Origin of the sequence: Helicobacter sp. MIT 11-5569 (genome assembly GCF_000765695.2) — a bacterium.
In the GTDB taxonomy this organism is placed as follows: domain Bacteria; phylum Campylobacterota; class Campylobacteria; order Campylobacterales; family Helicobacteraceae; genus Helicobacter_D.
The window spans coordinates 92,769-111,371 of the sequence record NZ_JRPB02000004.1; the positions used below are offsets into that span (position 1 = coordinate 92,769).

Annotated in this window: 16 protein-coding genes; 13 read left to right on the forward strand and 3 right to left on the reverse strand. The window is 36.4% G+C overall.

Annotation, left to right across the window (positions count from 1 at the left end; translation table 11 throughout):
- Positions 1-75 precede the first annotated feature (75 nt).
- Genes carB through LS70_RS05160 form a run of 3 tightly spaced genes read left to right on the forward strand, consistent with a single transcriptional unit; the run spans position 76 to position 4,278 of the window.
- Positions 76-3,336, forward strand: a complete 3,261-nt coding sequence (gene carB / locus LS70_RS05150) for a carbamoyl-phosphate synthase large subunit (protein WP_034290801.1) — start codon at positions 76-78, stop codon at positions 3,334-3,336.
- On the forward strand, positions 3,336-3,809 hold the full coding sequence (locus tag LS70_RS05155; RefSeq protein ID WP_052083432.1) for a hypothetical protein: 474 nt from the start codon (positions 3,336-3,338) through the stop codon (positions 3,807-3,809). The genes carB and LS70_RS05155 overlap by 1 nt, the downstream gene beginning before the upstream one ends.
- Before the next feature lie 4 nt (positions 3,810-3,813).
- On the forward strand, positions 3,814-4,278 hold the full coding sequence (locus tag LS70_RS05160; RefSeq protein ID WP_034290798.1) for a hypothetical protein: 465 nt from the start codon (positions 3,814-3,816) through the stop codon (positions 4,276-4,278).
- Here LS70_RS05160 and LS70_RS05165 read toward each other — a convergent pair.
- Together LS70_RS05165 and LS70_RS05170 are read right to left on the reverse strand one after the other, a co-directional pair.
- On the reverse strand, positions 4,265-5,152 hold the full coding sequence (locus tag LS70_RS05165) for a homoserine O-succinyltransferase (protein WP_034290795.1): 888 nt from the start codon (positions 5,150-5,152) through the stop codon (positions 4,265-4,267). The genes LS70_RS05160 and LS70_RS05165 overlap by 14 nt on opposite strands.
- A 9-nt stretch (positions 5,153-5,161) precedes the next feature.
- The gene (locus tag LS70_RS05170; RefSeq protein WP_138109369.1) at positions 5,162-6,451 is read right to left on the reverse strand and encodes an O-acetylhomoserine aminocarboxypropyltransferase/cysteine synthase family protein; all 1,290 of its coding nucleotides are present in this window, start codon (positions 6,449-6,451) and stop codon (positions 5,162-5,164) included.
- Positions 6,452-6,711: 260 nt separating this feature from the next.
- Here LS70_RS05170 and LS70_RS05175 point away from each other — a divergent pair, with 260 nt between their 5' ends.
- The 3 genes from LS70_RS05175 to flgG all read left to right on the forward strand — a co-directional run bounded on the left by LS70_RS05175 (position 6,712) and on the right by flgG (position 10,011).
- Complete coding sequence (locus LS70_RS05175; RefSeq protein ID WP_034290792.1) at positions 6,712-8,205, forward strand: flagellin B; 1,494 nt, start codon at positions 6,712-6,714, stop codon at positions 8,203-8,205.
- A 162-nt stretch (positions 8,206-8,367) separates the two neighbouring features.
- The gene (locus LS70_RS05180; protein WP_034290791.1) at positions 8,368-9,201 is read left to right on the forward strand and encodes a flagellar hook-basal body protein; all 834 of its coding nucleotides are present in this window, start codon (positions 8,368-8,370) and stop codon (positions 9,199-9,201) included.
- Positions 9,202-9,219: 18 nt separating this feature from the next.
- Positions 9,220-10,011: a flagellar basal-body rod protein FlgG gene (gene flgG / locus LS70_RS05185; RefSeq protein ID WP_034290788.1), complete on the forward strand. Its 792-nt coding sequence runs from the start codon at positions 9,220-9,222 to the stop codon at positions 10,009-10,011.
- 155 nt (positions 10,012-10,166) lie between these two features.
- Here flgG and LS70_RS05190 read toward each other — a convergent pair whose 3' ends face one another.
- Positions 10,167-12,740: an ATP-dependent Clp protease ATP-binding subunit gene (locus LS70_RS05190; protein ID WP_034290785.1), complete on the reverse strand. Its 2,574-nt coding sequence runs from the start codon at positions 12,738-12,740 to the stop codon at positions 10,167-10,169.
- Positions 12,741-13,002: 262 nt separating this feature from the next.
- Here LS70_RS05190 and LS70_RS05195 point away from each other — a divergent pair, with 262 nt between their 5' ends.
- From LS70_RS05195 to thrB, 7 genes are all read left to right on the forward strand, one after another.
- Complete coding sequence (locus LS70_RS05195) at positions 13,003-13,824, forward strand: universal stress protein (RefSeq protein ID WP_034290782.1); 822 nt, start codon at positions 13,003-13,005, stop codon at positions 13,822-13,824.
- A 159-nt stretch (positions 13,825-13,983) separates the two neighbouring features.
- On the forward strand, positions 13,984-15,135 hold the full coding sequence (locus LS70_RS05200) for a ComEC/Rec2 family competence protein (RefSeq protein ID WP_236096442.1): 1,152 nt from the start codon (positions 13,984-13,986) through the stop codon (positions 15,133-15,135).
- 46 nt (positions 15,136-15,181) lie between these two features.
- On the forward strand, positions 15,182-15,724 hold the full coding sequence (locus LS70_RS05205) for a DUF502 domain-containing protein (RefSeq protein ID WP_034290776.1): 543 nt from the start codon (positions 15,182-15,184) through the stop codon (positions 15,722-15,724).
- An 8-nt stretch (positions 15,725-15,732) separates the two neighbouring features.
- Positions 15,733-16,590 carry a menaquinone biosynthesis prenyltransferase MqnP gene (gene mqnP, locus LS70_RS05210; RefSeq protein ID WP_034290773.1) on the forward strand — a complete coding sequence of 286 codons (858 nt, stop codon included), beginning with the start codon at positions 15,733-15,735 and terminating at the stop codon, positions 16,588-16,590.
- A complete protein-coding gene (locus tag LS70_RS05215) occupies positions 16,591-17,136 on the forward strand; it encodes a hypothetical protein (protein WP_034290770.1) in 546 nt (181 codons plus the stop codon).
- Positions 17,129-17,689: a DUF6115 domain-containing protein gene (locus tag LS70_RS05220; protein ID WP_052083431.1), complete on the forward strand. Its 561-nt coding sequence runs from the start codon at positions 17,129-17,131 to the stop codon at positions 17,687-17,689. The genes LS70_RS05215 and LS70_RS05220 overlap by 8 nt, the downstream gene beginning before the upstream one ends.
- Positions 17,690-17,698: 9 nt before the next feature.
- Positions 17,699-18,592, forward strand: coding sequence for a homoserine kinase (gene thrB, locus LS70_RS05225; RefSeq protein ID WP_034290767.1), 894 nt, complete (start codon positions 17,699-17,701; stop codon positions 18,590-18,592).
- The last annotated feature ends 11 nt before the right edge of the window (positions 18,593-18,603 follow it).

The following is an 18,603-nucleotide window of genomic DNA, read 5'->3' on the forward strand; positions in this document are numbered from 1 at the left end:
ACTATTTTCTACAAGACTTTAAGTCATAAAACGTTAGAATTATCAAATTTTAACCCAAATATTTAGAGAGATTCCATGCCAAAACGCAATGATATTCACACTATTTTGTTAATCGGCTCTGGTCCTATTGTGATTGGGCAAGCTTGCGAGTTTGACTATTCTGGCACACAGGCTGCAAAAACACTAAAAGAGCTCGGCTATAAAGTTGTTTTGATTAACTCAAATCCTGCGACAATTATGACAGACCCGGAATTTGCTGATAGAACTTATATTGAGCCTATTACTGAAGAAATTGTTGCTGATATTATAAAAAAAGAAAAAGTTGATGCTATTTTGCCCACAATGGGCGGACAAACTGCTCTAAATATTGCAATGCGTATGTTTGAAAAAGGAATGCTTGATGGCGTTCAATTCTTAGGTGCAAAACCTGAAGCCATAAAAAAGGGTGAAGATAGGCAAGCTTTCAAAGAAGCAATGTTAAAAATCGGAATGGATTTACCCAAATCCCGCTATGCCTATACATTAGAAGAAGCATTAGACGCAGCAAAAGAAATTGGCTTTCCGCTAATTATTCGCGCAAGCTACACGCTAGCAGGGGGAGGAAGTGGCGTTGCTTATAATATTGATGAGTTTAAAGCATTAGCGCAAAATGGGTTAGAAGTTAGCCCGATTAATGAGATTTTAATCGAAGAATCCTTGCTAGGTTGGAAAGAATACGAAATGGAAGTTATCCGCGATAGTGTGGATAATTGTATTATCGTGTGCAGTATTGAAAATCTCGACCCTATGGGCGTGCATACGGGAGATTCTATCACCATAGCACCTGCGCTAACGCTTACAGATAAAGAGTATCAAAGAATGCGCGATGCTTCTTTTGCGATTTTGCGAGAAATTGGCGTAGATACAGGTGGAAGCAATGTGCAATTTGCGATAAATCCACAAAGTGGCAGAATGACGGTGATTGAAATGAATCCACGCGTTTCAAGGAGTTCTGCACTTGCTTCAAAAGCTACAGGTTATCCGATTGCCAAAGTTGCTACCCTTTTAGCAGTGGGTTATACTTTAGATGAGATTAAAAATGATATGACAGGAACGCCTGCGAGCTTTGAGCCTAGTATTGATTATATTGTTACAAAGATTCCGCGCTTTACTTTTGAAAAATTCCCACAAGCAGATTCCACGCTTACAACTTCTATGAAGTCTATTGGCGAGGTTATGGCGATTGGAACGACTTTTAAAGAATCTTTGCAAAAAGCTCTAAATAGTTTGGAGACCGGAATCTTTGGTTTTAATCCTTTAAGCACGGATTTAAGCGAAATCCAACGCGAAATACGCCGACCAAATGCGCAAAGATTGCTTTATGTTGCCGATGCTTTCCGCTGTGGTGTGAGCGTGGAAGAAGTGCAAAAATGGTGTAAAATTGATTCTTATTTCTTAGGGCAAATTGCAGAAATTGTTGCCTTAGAGAAAAGAATCTCTTTTGAGGAATTAAGCAATGCAGAGTTTTTAAGAACATTAAAAGCAAGTGGTTTTAGCGATAAAATGCTTGCGTTTGTGATTAACAAAAATGAAGCATTAGAATTGCGCGAAGAAGATATTTACACACTTAGAGAAAAAGTAGGCGTGCAGCTTGCTTATAATACAGTGGATACTTGCGCGGCAGAGTTTGCGACAAAAACAGCTTATTTATATTCTACGATTCCATTTGCAGGTATGGTAGAAAATGCGCAAAATCAAGAAAATCCGCGCAAAAAAGTGATGATTATTGGAGGGGGACCAAATCGCATTGGGCAAGGAATCGAGTTTGATTATTGTTGCGTGCATGCGAGCTTTGCATTGCGCGATATGGGTTATACAAGTATTATGTATAATTGCAACCCAGAGACGGTAAGCACAGATTATGATACAAGCGATGTGTTGTATTTTGAGCCAATCACTTTTGAGAATGTGCGCAGCGTGATTGAAAGAGAGAATCCCGATGGAATCATTGTGCATTTTGGTGGGCAAACTCCTTTGAAACTTGCCAAAAAACTTACAACCATTGGTGCAAAAATCATCGGAACAAGCGCAAAAACGATTGATATTGCAGAAGATAGGGAGAAGTTTGCAAAATTTGTAGAAGAAAATGGGCTAATCCAACCCAAAAATGGCACAGCTTATACCAAAGAAGAAGCCATAACAATCGCACAAAATATCGGATTCCCTGTGCTTGTGCGTCCTAGCTATGTTTTGGGCGGGCGTGCAATGCGCATTGTGTATAATGTTGCAGAATTACAAGAATATATGAGTGAAGCAGTAAGCGTGAGTGAGGATAGCCCTGTGCTGATTGATAAGTTCTTAAACAATGCTGTTGAACTTGATGTGGATATTATTTGTGATGGCAAAGATGTGTATATCGCAGGGATTATGCAGCATATTGAAGAAGCTGGAATCCATAGCGGGGATTCTGCATGCTCCTTGCCTACAATTAGTATTGCAAATGAAAAAATCAGAGAGATAGAGGAAACCACTGCAAAAATTGCTAGAAACTTGGGTGTTATAGGGCTTATGAATACACAATATGCGATTTTTGAAGATACGCTTTATCTGATTGAAGTAAATCCTAGAGCAAGCCGCACCGTGCCTTTTGTGAGTAAAGCAACAGGGATTCCGCTTGCAAAAGTCGCAACAGATGTTATGGTGAATCAAAATCTAAAAGCAGCACTGGAGCGTTATGATACTTTTAAGAAAGTAGAATTTAAAAATGGGCTTTATAAACCAAAAGATTCTAAGCACATTGCAGTTAAAGAATCTGTTTTTCCTTTTGATAAATTAAGTGGAGCAGTCATGCTTCTAGGTCCTGAAATGCGCTCTACTGGTGAAGTGATGGGGATTAGTGAGAGTTTTGGGCTAAGTTTTGCAAAAAGCCAAATGGCGTGTAAAAACGCTCTGCCAACAAGTGGCAAAGTTTTTATTTCTTTGCGTGCATTTGATAAGCCTCAAGCTCTGCCTCTAGCAAAAGATTTGCAAAGCTTAGGTTTTACACTTTGTGCGACAAAAGGCACAGCAGAGATTCTAAACCAAAATGGAATCGCTTGTGAAGAGGAGCTAAAAATCAGTGAAGGGCGTCCAAATATCGGCGATAGGCTTGCAAATGGTGAAATCGCATTAGCGATTAATACAAGCGATGCTGCATCAAGCAAAGATGATACAGATAAAATCCGCACACAAGTTTTGCGCCATAATGTGCCATATTTCACAACCATAGAAGCAGCGTTTGTCGCAGTGAGTGCGATTAGTGAGATTAAAAACAAAAATCCAAATGTAGCAAAAGCTATTCAAGATTATCTTAAATAATGAAATCTCTGATTTTTCTTGCACAAAGCGACACAACAGCAGGGTTTTTGTGTGAAAATTTTGAAACATTAAACCGCATAAAAGGGCGCAATGCAAAGCAAAATGTGCTTTTGACACTTGATACATTAAATAAGCTAAAAAACCTTGTGCGCGTCCCTAATGCGCATAAAAATAGGGTGCGCAAAAGCACAAAAAGCACTTTTGTTTATCGGGGTAAAAACTCTTTAAATCAAGAATCTTTAGCGATTCGTCTTGTGCCAAAAGAAATGGGCAAAGAAGTTTCACATAGTGCTATGCTAGAGTTTTTTCCTTTTTTGTATTCAAGTTCCGCAAATGCGCACAATGCGGAATTTAATTTGGAATTTGCGCTGCAAAGTGCTGATATTTTGGTGTTAGATTGGCGGTTTTTAAGTGCGCAAAAACCATCAAAAATGTATAAAATCACAAATACAATGATTAAAAAAATAAGGTGAGATGATGAAAGTCGTAAATATTGTGCAGTCTTTTTTGCTAGGGTTTGTGTTGGTTTTTTTATTATTCGCCATTTTTTGGGCAACAATTTATTCTAGCTATATGCAGTATTATGGAATCGGAGAATTTTTTAATCCTTTTTTTAGAAATGTTTTTAATCCTGCTGGATTTTTTATTCTTGTTGGGATTTTTGGGATAGGATTAATGCTCCCTTTTATCGGTTCTTTTTTTAAGATTCTATTTTTTGTGCTTTTAGCGTGCGAATTATTGCTATTTATCCCACCTTTTGGAAGAAGCGTAGGAAGCATTTTTTTAGCCAAAGAACAGATTATCACTCTAAATGGTGAGCAAAAAGTAATCCATAGCCTTTATGAAAATCATCGTTATATTGTGTATTTAAGCGCAGATTCTGATGATTTTGAGACGCGCAAGCGGAATCTTGTCTATCATGAAAAGCCTATTGCAAAATAAAAGGCGTATCTTGATAGACAGAGAAGTTTAACCAGTTTGCAAAAAGCACGCTAGCACTTGAACGCCAAGAAAAAATGGGTTGAAGTTCCGCGCCATAGTAGTTTTTTGGCTTTGCAATCTCTAAGCCTTTTTCTAAATCGCGCTTGTATTCTAAGTCTAATGTTTCTTTAGAATACTCTGGGTGCCCTAAGATGAAAAAATCTTTATCATCTTTTAGCGCGGTGATTCCGCTCTCTTCACCTTCAAGCAAAATTTTTAAATGCGCATTTGCCCTAGCTCGCGCTTCATCAATCCCAGAATGCCTAGAATGTGGAATCTTGACAAACTCATCAAGCCCATTTAGGATTAAATCTTGCTCGACCCAAAAATGCTCAAACACTCCAAAAAGTTTGGAATCTAAAGAGATTTTTGGAATCTTATGAAAATAATATAATCCCGCCATTGCTCCCCAGCATAGATAAAGCGTGCTTGTGCAATGCGTCTTTAAAAAATCCATAATGCAAATAAGCTCATTCCAGTATTTGACTTCTTCAAACTCTAAATGCTCAATAGGCGCACCTGTAACAATCGCCCCATCAAATTTTTTATTCTTTATTCCATCAAAATTCACATAAAATCTATCCAAATGTGATTTTGGCGTGTTTTTTCCTGTGTAGCTTGCTGTGGCTAAAAGTGTGATATTCACTTGCAAAGGAGAGTTTGCAAGCAAAGATAAAATTTGATTTTCTGTTTGAATCTTTGTTGGCATTAGATTGATAATCAGCACTTCTAATGGGCGAATATCTTGCGTTTTTGCACGATTGCAGCCCATAATAAAAGCGTGCTGCTTAAGCAGAGAAAATGCTGGAATATCTTCTGGAATCACAAGGGGCATTTAATATCCTTATTTTTCTAATGCTTGTTTTAAATCCGCGATTAAATCTTTTGGAGATTCTAATCCGATACTTAAGCGGATTATGCAAGGTGTGATTCCTGCAGATTTGAGCTCTTCTTGACTTAGTTGAGAATGTGTTGTTGATGCTGGGTGAATCACAAGCGATTTAGAATCGCCGATATTTGCAACAATCTCAAAAATCTCTAGTGCGTTGCAAACTTTTTTTGCTTCTTCATAGCTTTCCACTTCAAAGCTCAAAAGCCCACTAGAGTTGGAATCTTTAAAGTATTTTTGTAGAAGCGCGTTATAAGGATTCTCTTTTAAGCCCGGATAGAAGACGCCTTTAACTTTTGGGTGTGATTGTAAGAATTGCGCAACTTCTAGTGCATTTTGGCTATGGCGTTTGATACGCAATTCTAGCGTTTCTAGCCCTTGAATAATCAACCACGCATTTTGTGGAGAAAGTGTTGCGCCGATATTTCTTAGCCATTCTGTGATTAAGCGCACGCCAAAAATCGGTAATGCACCTGCTAAGCTTGCATAAACTAATCCATGATAGCTTTCATCAGGTGTGTTAAATGCTGGATAGCGTGGATTATTGACGATTAAATCATTTAATCCATTGCGCTCAATAATCGCTCCGCCAATCGCATTTCCTTGTCCATTAATGTATTTACTAAGGCTATACACGACAATATCCACACCAAAATCAAAAGGCTTATGTAAAAATGGTGTGGCAACCGTGTTATCACAAAGCGTTGCGATTCCGTGTTTTTTGGCGATTTTTGTGATTTTTTCTGTATCTGCGATTGCAATTTGTGGGTTAGATAAGCTTTCAAATAAAATCACTTTAGTGTTAGAATCAATCGCTTTTTCTAAAGATTCTTCAATATTATCAATATCAAAAACTTTTGATTGAATCCCAAAACGTTTTAGTGTATGCGCGATAAGTGTTTGTGTGCCACCATAGATTTTATTAGAATACACGATATTATCGCCATTTTGTGCCAAATTGACAAGTGCATAAAAGATTGCTGCTGTTCCGCTTGCTGCTGCGACACCAAAAGCCCCGCCTTCTACTGCTGCTAGTCTATCGCCCAAGATTTTATAGGTAGGATTTGTAAGTCTTGTATAAATATTTCCAAGTTCTTGCAAACCAAATCTTGCTGCTGCTTGCTCTAAACTCTCAAAGCTATAAGCTGTATTTTGATAGATTGGCACGCTAAGTGTGCGCTGTGTATCAAAATCATAGCCTGCATGGAGTGCTAAAGTCTCTTGTTTGTAGTTTTGTGTTGCCATTTTTTTGTCCTTTTTATTTAAAATTTTCAGAATTATAGCATAAAATATTAAAAATACAATATGTATTATAAAAAATTATTCTACTTTTTTAAAATTTTGTAAATTTTTTATAATTTTCTCTTCTTTTGTCTAATCTTTTTTGTTTTTTATCCGATATAATTGCATAGCTAAACTTTACAAGGCAATCAAGTCTTTGGCTTAGCTAAATTTCATCTAACGCATATCCAAGGAAGGATTAGCGCAAATAAAAGGAGTTTAAGATGGCATTTCAAGTCAATACTAACGTTAATGCGTTAAACGCAACAGCTCAAAGCACATTTACACAAACTAGCTTAGCTAGCTCACTTCAAAAGTTAAGTTCAGGGTTAAGAATCAACTCTGCAAAAGACGATGCTTCAGGTATGGCGATTGCTGATAGTTTGCGTTCTCAAGCAAATGCTTTAGGACAAGCGATTAGAAATACAAACGATGGTATGGGAATTATCCAAATTGCGGATAAAGCGATGGACGAGCAAGTTAAAATTCTTGATACAATCAAGACAAAAGCAACTCAAGCTGCGCAAGATGGTCAAACAGAAACTACAAGAAAAGCGATTCAATCTGATATTAACCGCTTAATTGAGTCTTTGGATAACATTGCTGCAACTACAAGTTATAATGGTTTGTCTTTGCTCGCTGGTGGATTTACAAACAAAGAATTCCAAGTTGGTGCGTATTCTAACCAAACAGTCCGCGCAAGTATCGGTGCGACAAGCTCTGATAAAATCGGACACGCAAGAACAGAGAGCTACGGAGCAGAAGTATTTAGTGGTTCAACAGGAAGCTTACAATTAACATTTACGGTAGGTAATAGAAAAGTTGATTTACAATCTGTTGTGGTTTCAACAAGTGCTGGAACAGGTCTAGGTGTAGTCGCTGAGACTATCAACAAATATTCTGATGAACTTGGTGGTGTGCGCGCAACAGCAACCGTAGAGGTATCAGGAGATGACACAGCTATTGTAGGTGGAAATATCGTAAGCCTTTCAATCAATGGTGTAAGCATCGGAACGATTTTAGATATTAAAGAAAACGATAGTGATGGTCGTCTTGTCCAAGCTATTAATAACCTAAAAGACACAACAGGTGTTCAAGCTTCTATTGATAAAAATGGTGCATTGAGATTGACTTCTACAGATGGTAGAGCGATTAATATCCAAGGTGAAGGTATGTCAGGGGCTGTTAACATTGCAGCTGGAATAACTATTGGTTCATTGAATCTTACTCAACTTGGTGCAAATGATATTAAAGTTTCAGGAACAAATACAGGCGGACAATTTGCAGTTACTTCAGCATCAGTTGCGCAAGCTGTAACAACTCTAAGAAATATCAAAGGTGCATTTAATGGTGATACTCTAGCATCTCTTGGTATTACTACTACAGCGGTAGGTTCAGCATTAGATTTGAATTATCCATCAGGTGTTACATCTCTTAAAGGTGCTATGCTAGTAATGGATATTGCAGAATCTGCGATTAAACAACTTGATAGCATTCGTTCAGACTTAGGTTCTGTGCAACAACAAATGCAATCAACAGTCAATAACATTACTGTAACTCAAGTAAATGTTAAGTCTGCTGAAAGTGGAATCCGTGAAGTAGATTTCGCTGCGGAATCTGCAAACTACTCTAACCTTAACATTCTAGCTCAAGCTGGAAGTTATGCGATGAGCCAAGCAAACGCAGTTCAACAAAATATCTTAAGACTACTTCAGTAGTTTTAAACAAAGGAATCCTTTTTGGATTCTTTTGTGCTTTTTAACTCTCTTTTTTTCTTTCTTTATCTTTTTTCTTTTTATTTTTTAGTGATTCTTTTAAAAATTTGCATTGTGGAATACCTTTTGCTTTAACCTTAGAAAAGTTTAGTAAAAAGGCTGAAAATGCAAGGTGGATATTATAATTCTGTCGGTGGTATGGTTACGCAAATCAACCGCTTAGATGTGATAGCAAATAACATTGCAAACGCTAATACAACAGGCTTTAAACGCGATGATGTTGTGATTGGCGATTTTATGCGTTTGTATGAGCAATACAAAGAGTTTTTGCCTATCGATGAGCAGACAAAAGACGCAGCGAAATTTTATAACCGCTCTTTAAATCGTGTCCCACACATTGTGGAGGAATATACAGATAATAAAGTCGGCGGAATGATGATGACGGATAATACTTTTGACTTTGCATTAAGCAAAGAAAATATGTATTTTATGATAGAAACTCCAGATGGAATCCGCTATACGCGTGATGGTTCATTTGTGCTAAATGAACAAGGCAGATTGGTCAATAAAGAAGGCTATCCCGTGCTTCCGCGCGAATATTTGGACGCTCCGCAATATATTGAGTTTATTGATGGATTCCAAGTAGAAGTGGATAGCAATGGAAATATTTATACAAGAGACTTAAATAACGAAGGTATTAGCGAAATGGCGTTAATGGCAAATATCGGCGTTGTGTCTTTTGAGAATCCAAAATATCTCAAAAAAATCGGTGATAATCTCTACTCTTATCCAGAAGAACGCACAAATGAGCGCGAAGCTTTGGAGCAAAGCGGGGCAGTAAGACAAGGGTTTTTAGAAAAAAGTAATATTAATGTCGTTTATGAAATGACAGGGCTTATTGAAACAAATCGTCTTGTAGAAGCGTATTCTAAAGTGTTAAAAACACATATGGACGAGCTAAACACAGAAGCAATCACTAAACTAGCAGCAAAAGCATAATATAATAAAGGATAAACCATGATGCGCGCACTTTATACAGCAACAACAGGTATGTTAGGACAGCAATTATTTATTGATGTTACTTCAAACAATATTTCCAATGTCAATACCTTTGGCTATCGCAAGGAACGCGCTGAATTTGCGGATTTGTTCCACCAAGTGATTCAATACGCAGGTTCAAGCACTTCAGAGACTACTCTTAGCCCAACAGGAATTGAAGTGGGATTAGGTGTGCGCCCTACTTCGGTTCAAAAGCTATTTTCTCAAGGAAACTTCAAAGAAACAGAGCAAAACCTTGATATTGCAATCACGGGCAATGGATTCTTTCAAATTGAACTTCCTGATGGCACGATTGCCTATACGCGTGATGGAGCATTTAAACGTGATGATGAGGGTAATGTCGTCAATTCTCAAGGTTATTTACTCGTGCCAAATATCACGATTCCAGATGACGCAAGAGAAATCAATATCGGAACAGACGGGACGGTAACCGTTGTGCAAGGCAACGCTACTGAAGTCAATCAGTTAGGACAGATTGAAACCGTGAATTTTATCAACCCCGCAGGCTTGCACGCGCTAGGCGATAATCTTTATCTCAACACCAACGCTTCAGGAGACCCAATCGTTGGCACTCCGGGACTTAATGGCTTCGGGCTGCTAAGACAGGGATTTGTAGAAACAAGCAATGTGAAGTTGGTAGAGGAGATGACAGATTTAATTGTCGGGCAAAGAGCCTATGAAGCCAATTCTAAGTCTATCCAAACAGCGGATTCTATGCTCCAAATTGTCAATCAACTTAAACGTAACTAACGCTAGATAACTAAGAGCGCGGGTTGCGTTTCTTAGTTTTGCTTTTAAAAATTGTGGAATCTAATTCTAGCTTATTGCTATAAAATCTTTCATTGCATCAAGTGTGATTCTAGGGTTTTTTGAAGTTTGGTTGAGAATCTAATAAGCCTAGAATCTTAAGAGATTCTAGTTTGTATGCTATTTTCTTGCGCGTAGAAGCTAACTTTGCTACCTTCTTTGATTTTGTCTTGTAAAATCAAATCTGCTAAGCGGTCTTCTACTTCTTCATAAAGTGCGCGTTTAAGTGGTCTAGCACCATAAACAGGGTCGAATCCTGCTTGCGCGATAAACTCTTTTGCGCTGTCTTCTAATGTAATGTGAATATCGCGCTCTACAAGTTTTTTCTGGATTCCTTTAAAGAGAATATCCACAATGCGCGTGATTTGCTCTAAACCTAAAGGATTAAAGATAATAATATCATCTAAGCGGTTTAGAAATTCTGGTTTAAAATAGCCTTTTAGAGCTTCTTTAACCGCTTTTTCGCGTGCATTAGAATCGCTAATTTCCATAATTGCGCTGCTTGCGATATTGCTTGTCAAAATGATAATTGTGTTTCTAAAATCTATAGTTACGCCTTTATTATCTGTCAATCGCCCATCATCAAGCACTTGTAAAAGCATATTAAAGACATCTGGGTGTGCCTTTTCTATCTCATCAAAAAGAACGACACTATAAGGTTTTCTGCGCACTGCTTCTGTGAGTTGCCCGCCTTCTTCATAGCCGACATATCCCGGAGGTGCGCCAACAAGTCTGCTTGCAGCATGTTTTTCCATATATTCGCTCATATCAATGCGGATAAGGTTTTTGTCGCTATCAAATAAGAATCGCGCCAAAGTTTTTGCGGATTCTGTTTTTCCAACCCCTGTTGGTCCTAAAAACAAGAAACTTCCAATAGGGCGATTTAGCTCGCTTAAGCCCGCTTTGTTGCGCTTGATAGCGCGCGCAATAGCGTGTAATGCGTTATCTTGTCCGACAACATCTTTTTTAAGCTCCTCTTCAATGCCTAGAATTTTATCTTTTTCATCTTGTAGCATTTTTTTAATCGGAATCTGAGTCCAGCGGCTAATCACTGCGGCAATGGATTCTGGCAAGACTGCATTTCTTAGCAGTGTTCCTGCTTCTTGCATTTTCTCCCATTTTTCATTTTGGGATTGGAGTTCTTTTTCTAGCTCTGGAATCTTGCCATAGTCAATTTCTGCGGCTTTGTTAAAATCGCTATTGCGCTTTGCAAGCGAGCTTTCTGTCCTTAGAGAATCAATCTTGACTTTAATATTTGCAATCGCATTAAAGACTTGTTTTTCATTTTCAAACTGCGCTTCTAAGGCTTTTTTCTTTTCATTTTTGTTTTCAATTTCTTTTTTAATCTCCTCAATGCGTGCGTTATTTCTATCGTTTTTTTCCATTAATAGAGCTTCTTTTTCGACTTGCAAAGATTCCATTTCGCGCTTGATTTTTGCTAACTCACTTGGTTCGGATTCTATTTGCATTTTAAGTTCTGCTGCAGCTTCATCGATTAAATCAATCGCTTTATCAGGCAAGAATCTATCTGTAATGTAGCGGTTTGAAAGTTTCGCAGCGGCGACTAACGCGCTATCTGTTATGGTTACATTATGGTGCGCTTCTAGTCTTTCTTTGATTCCGCGCAAGATTTGCAAGGCTTCATTGACATTAGGTTCATTTAGCATTACAGGTTGGAATCTCCTTTGCAATGCCGCGTCTTTTTCGAAGTATTTGCGATATTCTTTAAGCGTGGTTGCGCCAATGGTGTGGAGTTCTCCCCTTGCAAGAGCGGGTTTTAGAATGTTTGCAGCGTCCATTCCTCCTTCACTCGCGCCCGCTCCGACAATAGTATGGATTTCATCAATAAACAAAATAACATTTCCATTTTTTTTGACTTCATCAATCACCTTTTTTAAGCGGTCTTCAAACTCGCCACGATATTTTGCTCCAGCGACTAACGCACTCATATCAAGGGCAATTACGCGTTTATTTTGTAAGGATAAAGGCACTTCTTTTTTGACAATTCTTTGTGCAAGCCCTTCTACAACAGCGGTTTTTCCAACGCCGGGTTCTCCTAGTAGAATCGGATTATTTTTGGTTTTGCGGATTAAAATTTGCATCATATGCGTGATTTCTTCATCTCTGCCAATGACTGGGTCAAGCTTGCCATCAATGGCTTTTTTTGTTAAATCAATCCCAAATTTTTCTAAGGATTCTAAGTTTTCATCACTGCTTTTGGAATCTATTTTTGCTCCTGCGCGCATTGCTTCAAAAGTCTTTTTAAGCTCATTAATATCTAAATATTTTGTAAAAAGATTTTTAATCGTTGGTTCTTGTAGATTTGCTAAAATAAAGGTATCTAGGGCGATATAAGAATCCCCATTGCTCGTTGCTAGCCCATCGGCTTGGCTTAGAGCTTGACTTAAATTGTTAGAGATTTTTAGATTCTCTTTTGAAACATTGCTACTTTTTGGGAGATTGTTAGCAAGACTTTTTGCTTCAAGCTCAAGAGCTACTTTATCAATATTTAGGCGATTTAGAGCTTGATTAAGCAAGGAATTTGTGTTTGTTAGCATTGCCCAAAAGAGATGGATAGGTTCGATTTCTTGATTTTGATTATGCAAGGCAAGTGATGCGCCTTGTTCTAAGATTTCTTGTAAGGCATTTGTGAGTTTTTCTAAAAGATTCATAAGAACTCCTTGTTTGTTTAAAAATTGTGTGTATTATATAACTTTAGTCTAATATTGTCAAGTTTCATAATAATAAATTACTAAGATTTTCTAAATGTTATAAACTAAAATATGTAATTTTATGCAAAATTTTTAAGGTATGGGTAGTTTTGAAAATGTTTGCAAAAAATTCAAGGTTTATAGAATCTTTGGCTTGATTTAATATTTATCTTTGGTATAATATAAGCTATTTACTTTTATTGTAACAAGTTGGAGGTTTGTTATGAAAGATAGAATCGTAGTCGCAACAGATTTTTCAAAAAGCAGTTTAACAAGCATAACAAAGGCGATGTATTTAGTAAAAAAATTAAAATATTCGCTTGATATTGTGCATATTGTGGAATATTCCGTTTTTCACGACCCTAAAAAGGATAAAAAAGCTGGAAAAGAAGCTTTAGCAAAGTTTATTGCAGATAATTTTCCAAATCCAGAAGTGGAGATTTCGCAGTTTTGTTATGTTGGGACAATCCATAAAGAGATTCATAAACATATAAAAAATAGAGAATGTCGGCTGTTGGTTATTGGTGCAGCAGGAGAGACACAGCATTTAACAGAAGTTTTGCTAGGTTCTGTGGCAAAAAGGATTGTAAGAAAGTCTGAAATTCCTGTGCTTGTAACTAAAAATGAATCTTTGCCAGATTATGTTAATATTTTTTCTCCAACAGATTTTTCAGAGCATTCTTTAAAAACAGCAAAAGCAACGCGCAAATTCTTCCCTAATACAAATTTGATTTTCTATCATATGATTGCGCGTCCTTTTGAGTTACGTTTAGGGCATTATGGTGCAGATGATGACCAAATTTCAAATTTCAATAAAGATTCTGAAAATGAAGCAAAAGAAATTTCTAAAAAACTCCTAAAGAATTTTCCGGGAAAAAGCGAAGTTGTGCTAGATAGCGGAATCTTATCTTATACAAGGTTATTGAGTGTCGCAGAATCTAAAAATGCTTCTTTAATTGCATTGCCAACAAGTGGTAAAATCAGCTTTTTCGCGTTAGATGTTTTGCAAAATTCTCATGTAGATGTTTTTATTTGTAAATTTTAATGCAATAAGAATCGCTTATCGCGATTCTTTAGCGCAATGCAACCCTTATTAATCCCCCTATTTTTTAGCCTTAAAGAACGTTTTGTTTTATTGAGCATTTTAATCATTCTTTTTTGTTCTACCCTTTGTTGGAAGTATTATCAATTTTATAGTTTAAAAATGCAGCAAACACCGCAAGTGCAAGCAGAAGTTTTGCTGCAATATACAAAAGAAAAAGACAATAAAACTTATTTTGTTTTAAAGTTAAAAAGTGATTTTGGAGTTTTTTATACAACAAGTTATGAAGATTTGCGTGATATTAAGCATAGACAAGTATTGTTGCGTTTGGTGTTTAAAAATATAAGTTTTTGGGAATTTTTAAAAGGTTTTTATGCTCCAAGTTTTAGTATTATCTTATTGCAGGATTCTAGTTTTAAAAAGGATTTACGCCAAAGGATTTTATCCCAACATTCTACGCAAATTATGGGGGAATTTTATCTTGCGATTTTTTTAGCAGATGGGCTACCAAAGGAATGGAGAGATTTAGCGCAAAGCTATGGGATTGCGCATATTTTTGCAATTTCGGGTTTTCATACAGGGATTTTAAGCGCAATGGGATTTTTTATTTTAGGATTATTGTATAAACCCTTGCAAGCAAGATTTTTTCCTTTTAGGAATTTCTTTTTTGATGTTGGTTTTTTAGTGCTTGTGTTGCTTTTAGCATATTATTTTATCCTTACGCAATCTCCATCATATCTACGCGCAGTTACAATGAGTGCGGTTGTATTTTTTGCATTATGGAGGGGAATTGATATTTGGCGTATTGAAATGCTGTTTTGGTGTGTTATGATTCTGCTCTCCCTTTTTCCGCAACTTATATTTTCTGTGGGTTTTTATTTTTCTTGCCTTGGTGTGCTTTATATTTTTCTCTTTTTTAAATATTTTGCATTGCCAAAGGGTGTTATAAAGAAGCTATTATATGGAATCGCCCTTAATGCTTCTACATTTTTCTTAATGGGAATTATTGTGTATTATTTCTTTCCCCCATTTTCTGCTTTATCTTTGTATTCTTTAGTTTTAACACCACTTTTTAGCCTTTATTATCCTTTTATATTTTTAGCGCATTTATTTGGGTTTGGTGGAATCCTAGATGCACCTTTGCTTTGGTGGTTGGGGATTAAGACACATACTATTGCACTAAATCCCGGAATCTTTTTGCTAATCCTTTGTAATATCCTCACTTTTGTAGCTCTTAAATACAAAATTGTATTTTTAGTGCTTTTGGGAATTAATCTTGCATATTTTTGCTATGGATTATATTTGTATTTTTAGGGTTTTTAAGCTAGAATTTGTGTAATTTTACAAGTAAGGAATTTTTGTGGATACCATAATTTCCAAGATTAGTAAAGGGCTTTTTGCGATTCTGCCTTTTTTGTTATTGTTTTGGATTTTTTCTTTTGTTTATGAGTTTTGCGCGAAAATCTTTTATTCTATCTTTGGAATCACAAACGCAAATCTTTTTATCACACTTTTGATTTTTATTTTAAGTGTGGTTTTGCTCTATTATGTTGGGCATTTAGTAGATAAAAATAAAGAAGTATTGTTCATCAAAATTACAGAAGTGGTTATTGGTAGAATCCCTTTTGTCAAAAGTGTTTATTCTGGAATCAAAGAAGTTTTAAATATCTTTTTAGGAAAGAATAAAGAGGGATATTTGGGTGTGGCGTATGTCGATGTCGGGAATATGGAGCTTATTGGTTTTATCACAAAAGAAGAAGAAAATGTATTTTGGGTGTTTGTGCCAACAACACCAAATCCAACTTCAGGCTTTGTGCTAAAAATCGCAAAAGATAAGGTTAGAATCTCGGATTTATCTGTGAGTGAGGGTTTTAAGAAAATTATCTCTTTGGGTGTGAAATAAGGAATTTTATGCAGTTTTTGCAAAAAATTAAAGATTTTAGAGAACTTGTAATGTTTGAGCATAGTGTTTTTTCTATGCCATTTATTTTTATTGCTATGCTTACAGCAGCACAAGGTTGGTTTGGTTTTAAGTTGCTTATTTTTGGGATTATTGCAAGCATAAGTGCTAGGAATTTTGCAATGGCATTTAATCGCTATGTCGATAGAAAATTTGATGAAACAAATCCGCGCACAAAGAATCGTCCAAGTGTAGATGGGAGAATTTCTCCGCAAGCAATACTATTTTTTATTATTATTAATGCGTTAATTTTTATTGCAATGGGTTATATTATTAATCCTTTGTGTTTTTATCTTTCTTTTCCGATTCTTATTATTCTTGCAAGCTATTCTTTGATGAAGAGATTTTCAAGTTCGGTGCATTTGGTGTTAGGGCTTTCTTTGGGGCTTGCACCTATTGCGGGAGTTGCAGCAGCAAGTGGAGAGATTCCGCTTTGGAGTGTGTATTTATGTGTTGGAGTATTATTTTGGGTAGCTGGATTTGATTTGCTCTATGCTTTACAAGACATAGAACACGATAAAAAGGAAGGTTTGTATTCTATTCCTAGTGTTTTTGGTGTGAAAAAAACACTTTGGATTTCGCGTGTTTTTCATATTCTAACACTTATTTTTTGGGGCTTATTTATTAAAACAGCAGGTCTTGGAGAGTGGATGTGGATTGGGCTGTGTGTTGCAGTTGTCGCTTTGTGTTTTGAGCAATATTTGGTTTCTAAAAATTTTCGCCATATCCCACGCGCATTTTTCACGGTAAATGGTTATTTAGGAATCGTGTTTTTAGGGTTTTGTGTGATGAATTTTATCGGGGGTTAAATGGAAGAATTTGCCAAAAGTCGTTTAATTGAAACAATTTTAAAGATTGAATATGAAGTTGTGCATAATAATGCAGAAGCCTTTGCGCAAGAATTTAATAAACTCACACAAAGCGATGAAGACCCTATTGGCGAATGGTTGCGTTTAACGCGTGCCAAAAAAGGAAATTTAGAATCTGATAATGTGGTGATTTTAGAATTACTCGTAGAGATTTATAGAAAGATAGAATCGTTAGAGTCTCGTATAAGTGGGGTAACTAAAAATTATGTTGCATTAGAAAATAAAGGGAGTATTTGCACGATTGGGCATAGTTGTTTTGCGCTTTTAGATTCCAAACTTTTAGAAAACACACTTTATTATGGTAGAATAGAGATTCCAACTTTTCCTACGCGCATTGTCCCTGCATATTTTATCTATCATTCTGGATTAGCTTGGATTGAACGTATTCATGGGCGTGATGAGGTAGAATGGGATAGCTATGTTGCAAGCAAGGAGAGAGCGTTAATCCGCTCTATTAAGAATAGCAAAAAGGCAGAAAATGGGTAGTGATATAAATCTAATGCTTTGGGGCGGAATTGGAATTGCTATTGTTTTTATTCTTTTAATTGTGTATTTATACCTTAAAGAAAGTGAAAATAATAAGCGAACAAGGCGTTATGAGAAATCTATTGAAGAACTAAACAAAGAAGTGTATCGCCTGCAAAAACGCATAAAAGAACAAGAAAGTGAGTTAGAACGTTTTAAAGCCAGCATTAAGGCGCAAATTTATCAAGATACGCGCTTGGAGATGAAAAATTTACTTGATACAAATTTAAGTGCGCAAGTAGTGCCATTGCGCAATGATATGGAATCGCTAAAATCCCAATGGCAAGCGAATAAAACTCATTTAGAAAATTTAGAGCATTTAGAACATAAGATTTTTGCGCTTGAAGATAGAATCAAAGAATTTGCCTATACACCGACAAACCCTACAAATATTGATGAAGGGCGTATTATTGCAATGTTTAAAGATGGTTGGAGTGTGGATTCTATTGCCAAAGAATTGCGCATTGGTAAAGGTGAAGTGGAATTTACTCTAAAATTTGCAAATCTAGGCTAAGGAATAGAGATGGAGTTTCGCGTCCCTGCAACAAGTGCAAACTTAGGACCGGGTTTTGATAGCTTAGGTTTGGCTTTAGGTTTATATAATCATATTAGCCTAAAACCTTCTAAAATCACTTCTATCCAAATTCATGGAGAGGGTTCTAAGAATCCTAAATTGCGTGCGGATAATGTTTTTGTAAGAATCTTTAATGAGCAATTAAAGAAACTTATTGGTTCAACACTTCCTTTTAAATTTACATTTGATAATGCAATTCCAATTTCAAGGGGTCTAGGGAGCAGTTCAGCAGTAATTATTGGAGCAATTTCTGCTGCTTTTAAGGCTGCGCAAGTTCCCTTTGATAAGCAAAAAATTCTAAATCTTGCCTTACATTATGAATCGCATCCGGATAATATTACTCCAGCATGTATGGGAGGATTTAATGTTTGTATGCTAGCAAATCGAGATAGAGAGGTGCGTTTTATCCATAAGGATTTGCCAAAAAGTATTGCAGCAGTGATTGTGATTCCAAATCAATCAACTTCTACACATCTTTCACGTCAAACGCTCCCTAAACGTTATTTTCAAAAAGATGCAGTCTTTAATCTCTCGCACGCAAGTTTGCTTTCAAGTGCATTTATAACAGAACGTTTTGATTTATTGCGTGAAGCTAGTCAAGATAGAATGCACCAATTTTATAGAATGAAGCAGATTCCTTTACTCTTTGAAGTGCAGCGCGCTGCATTGCAAAATGGTGCATTGATGAGCACATTATCAGGAAGCGGTTCAAGCTTTTTTAACTTGTGTTATAGAGATGATGCAAAACGTTTATTTGATACACTTAGCCAAAAATTCTCAAAACTTAGGGTTTTGAGCTTAGATTTTGACAATGTTGGAGTGTCGCTTGAAAATGATGACTAAGAGCATTTTGG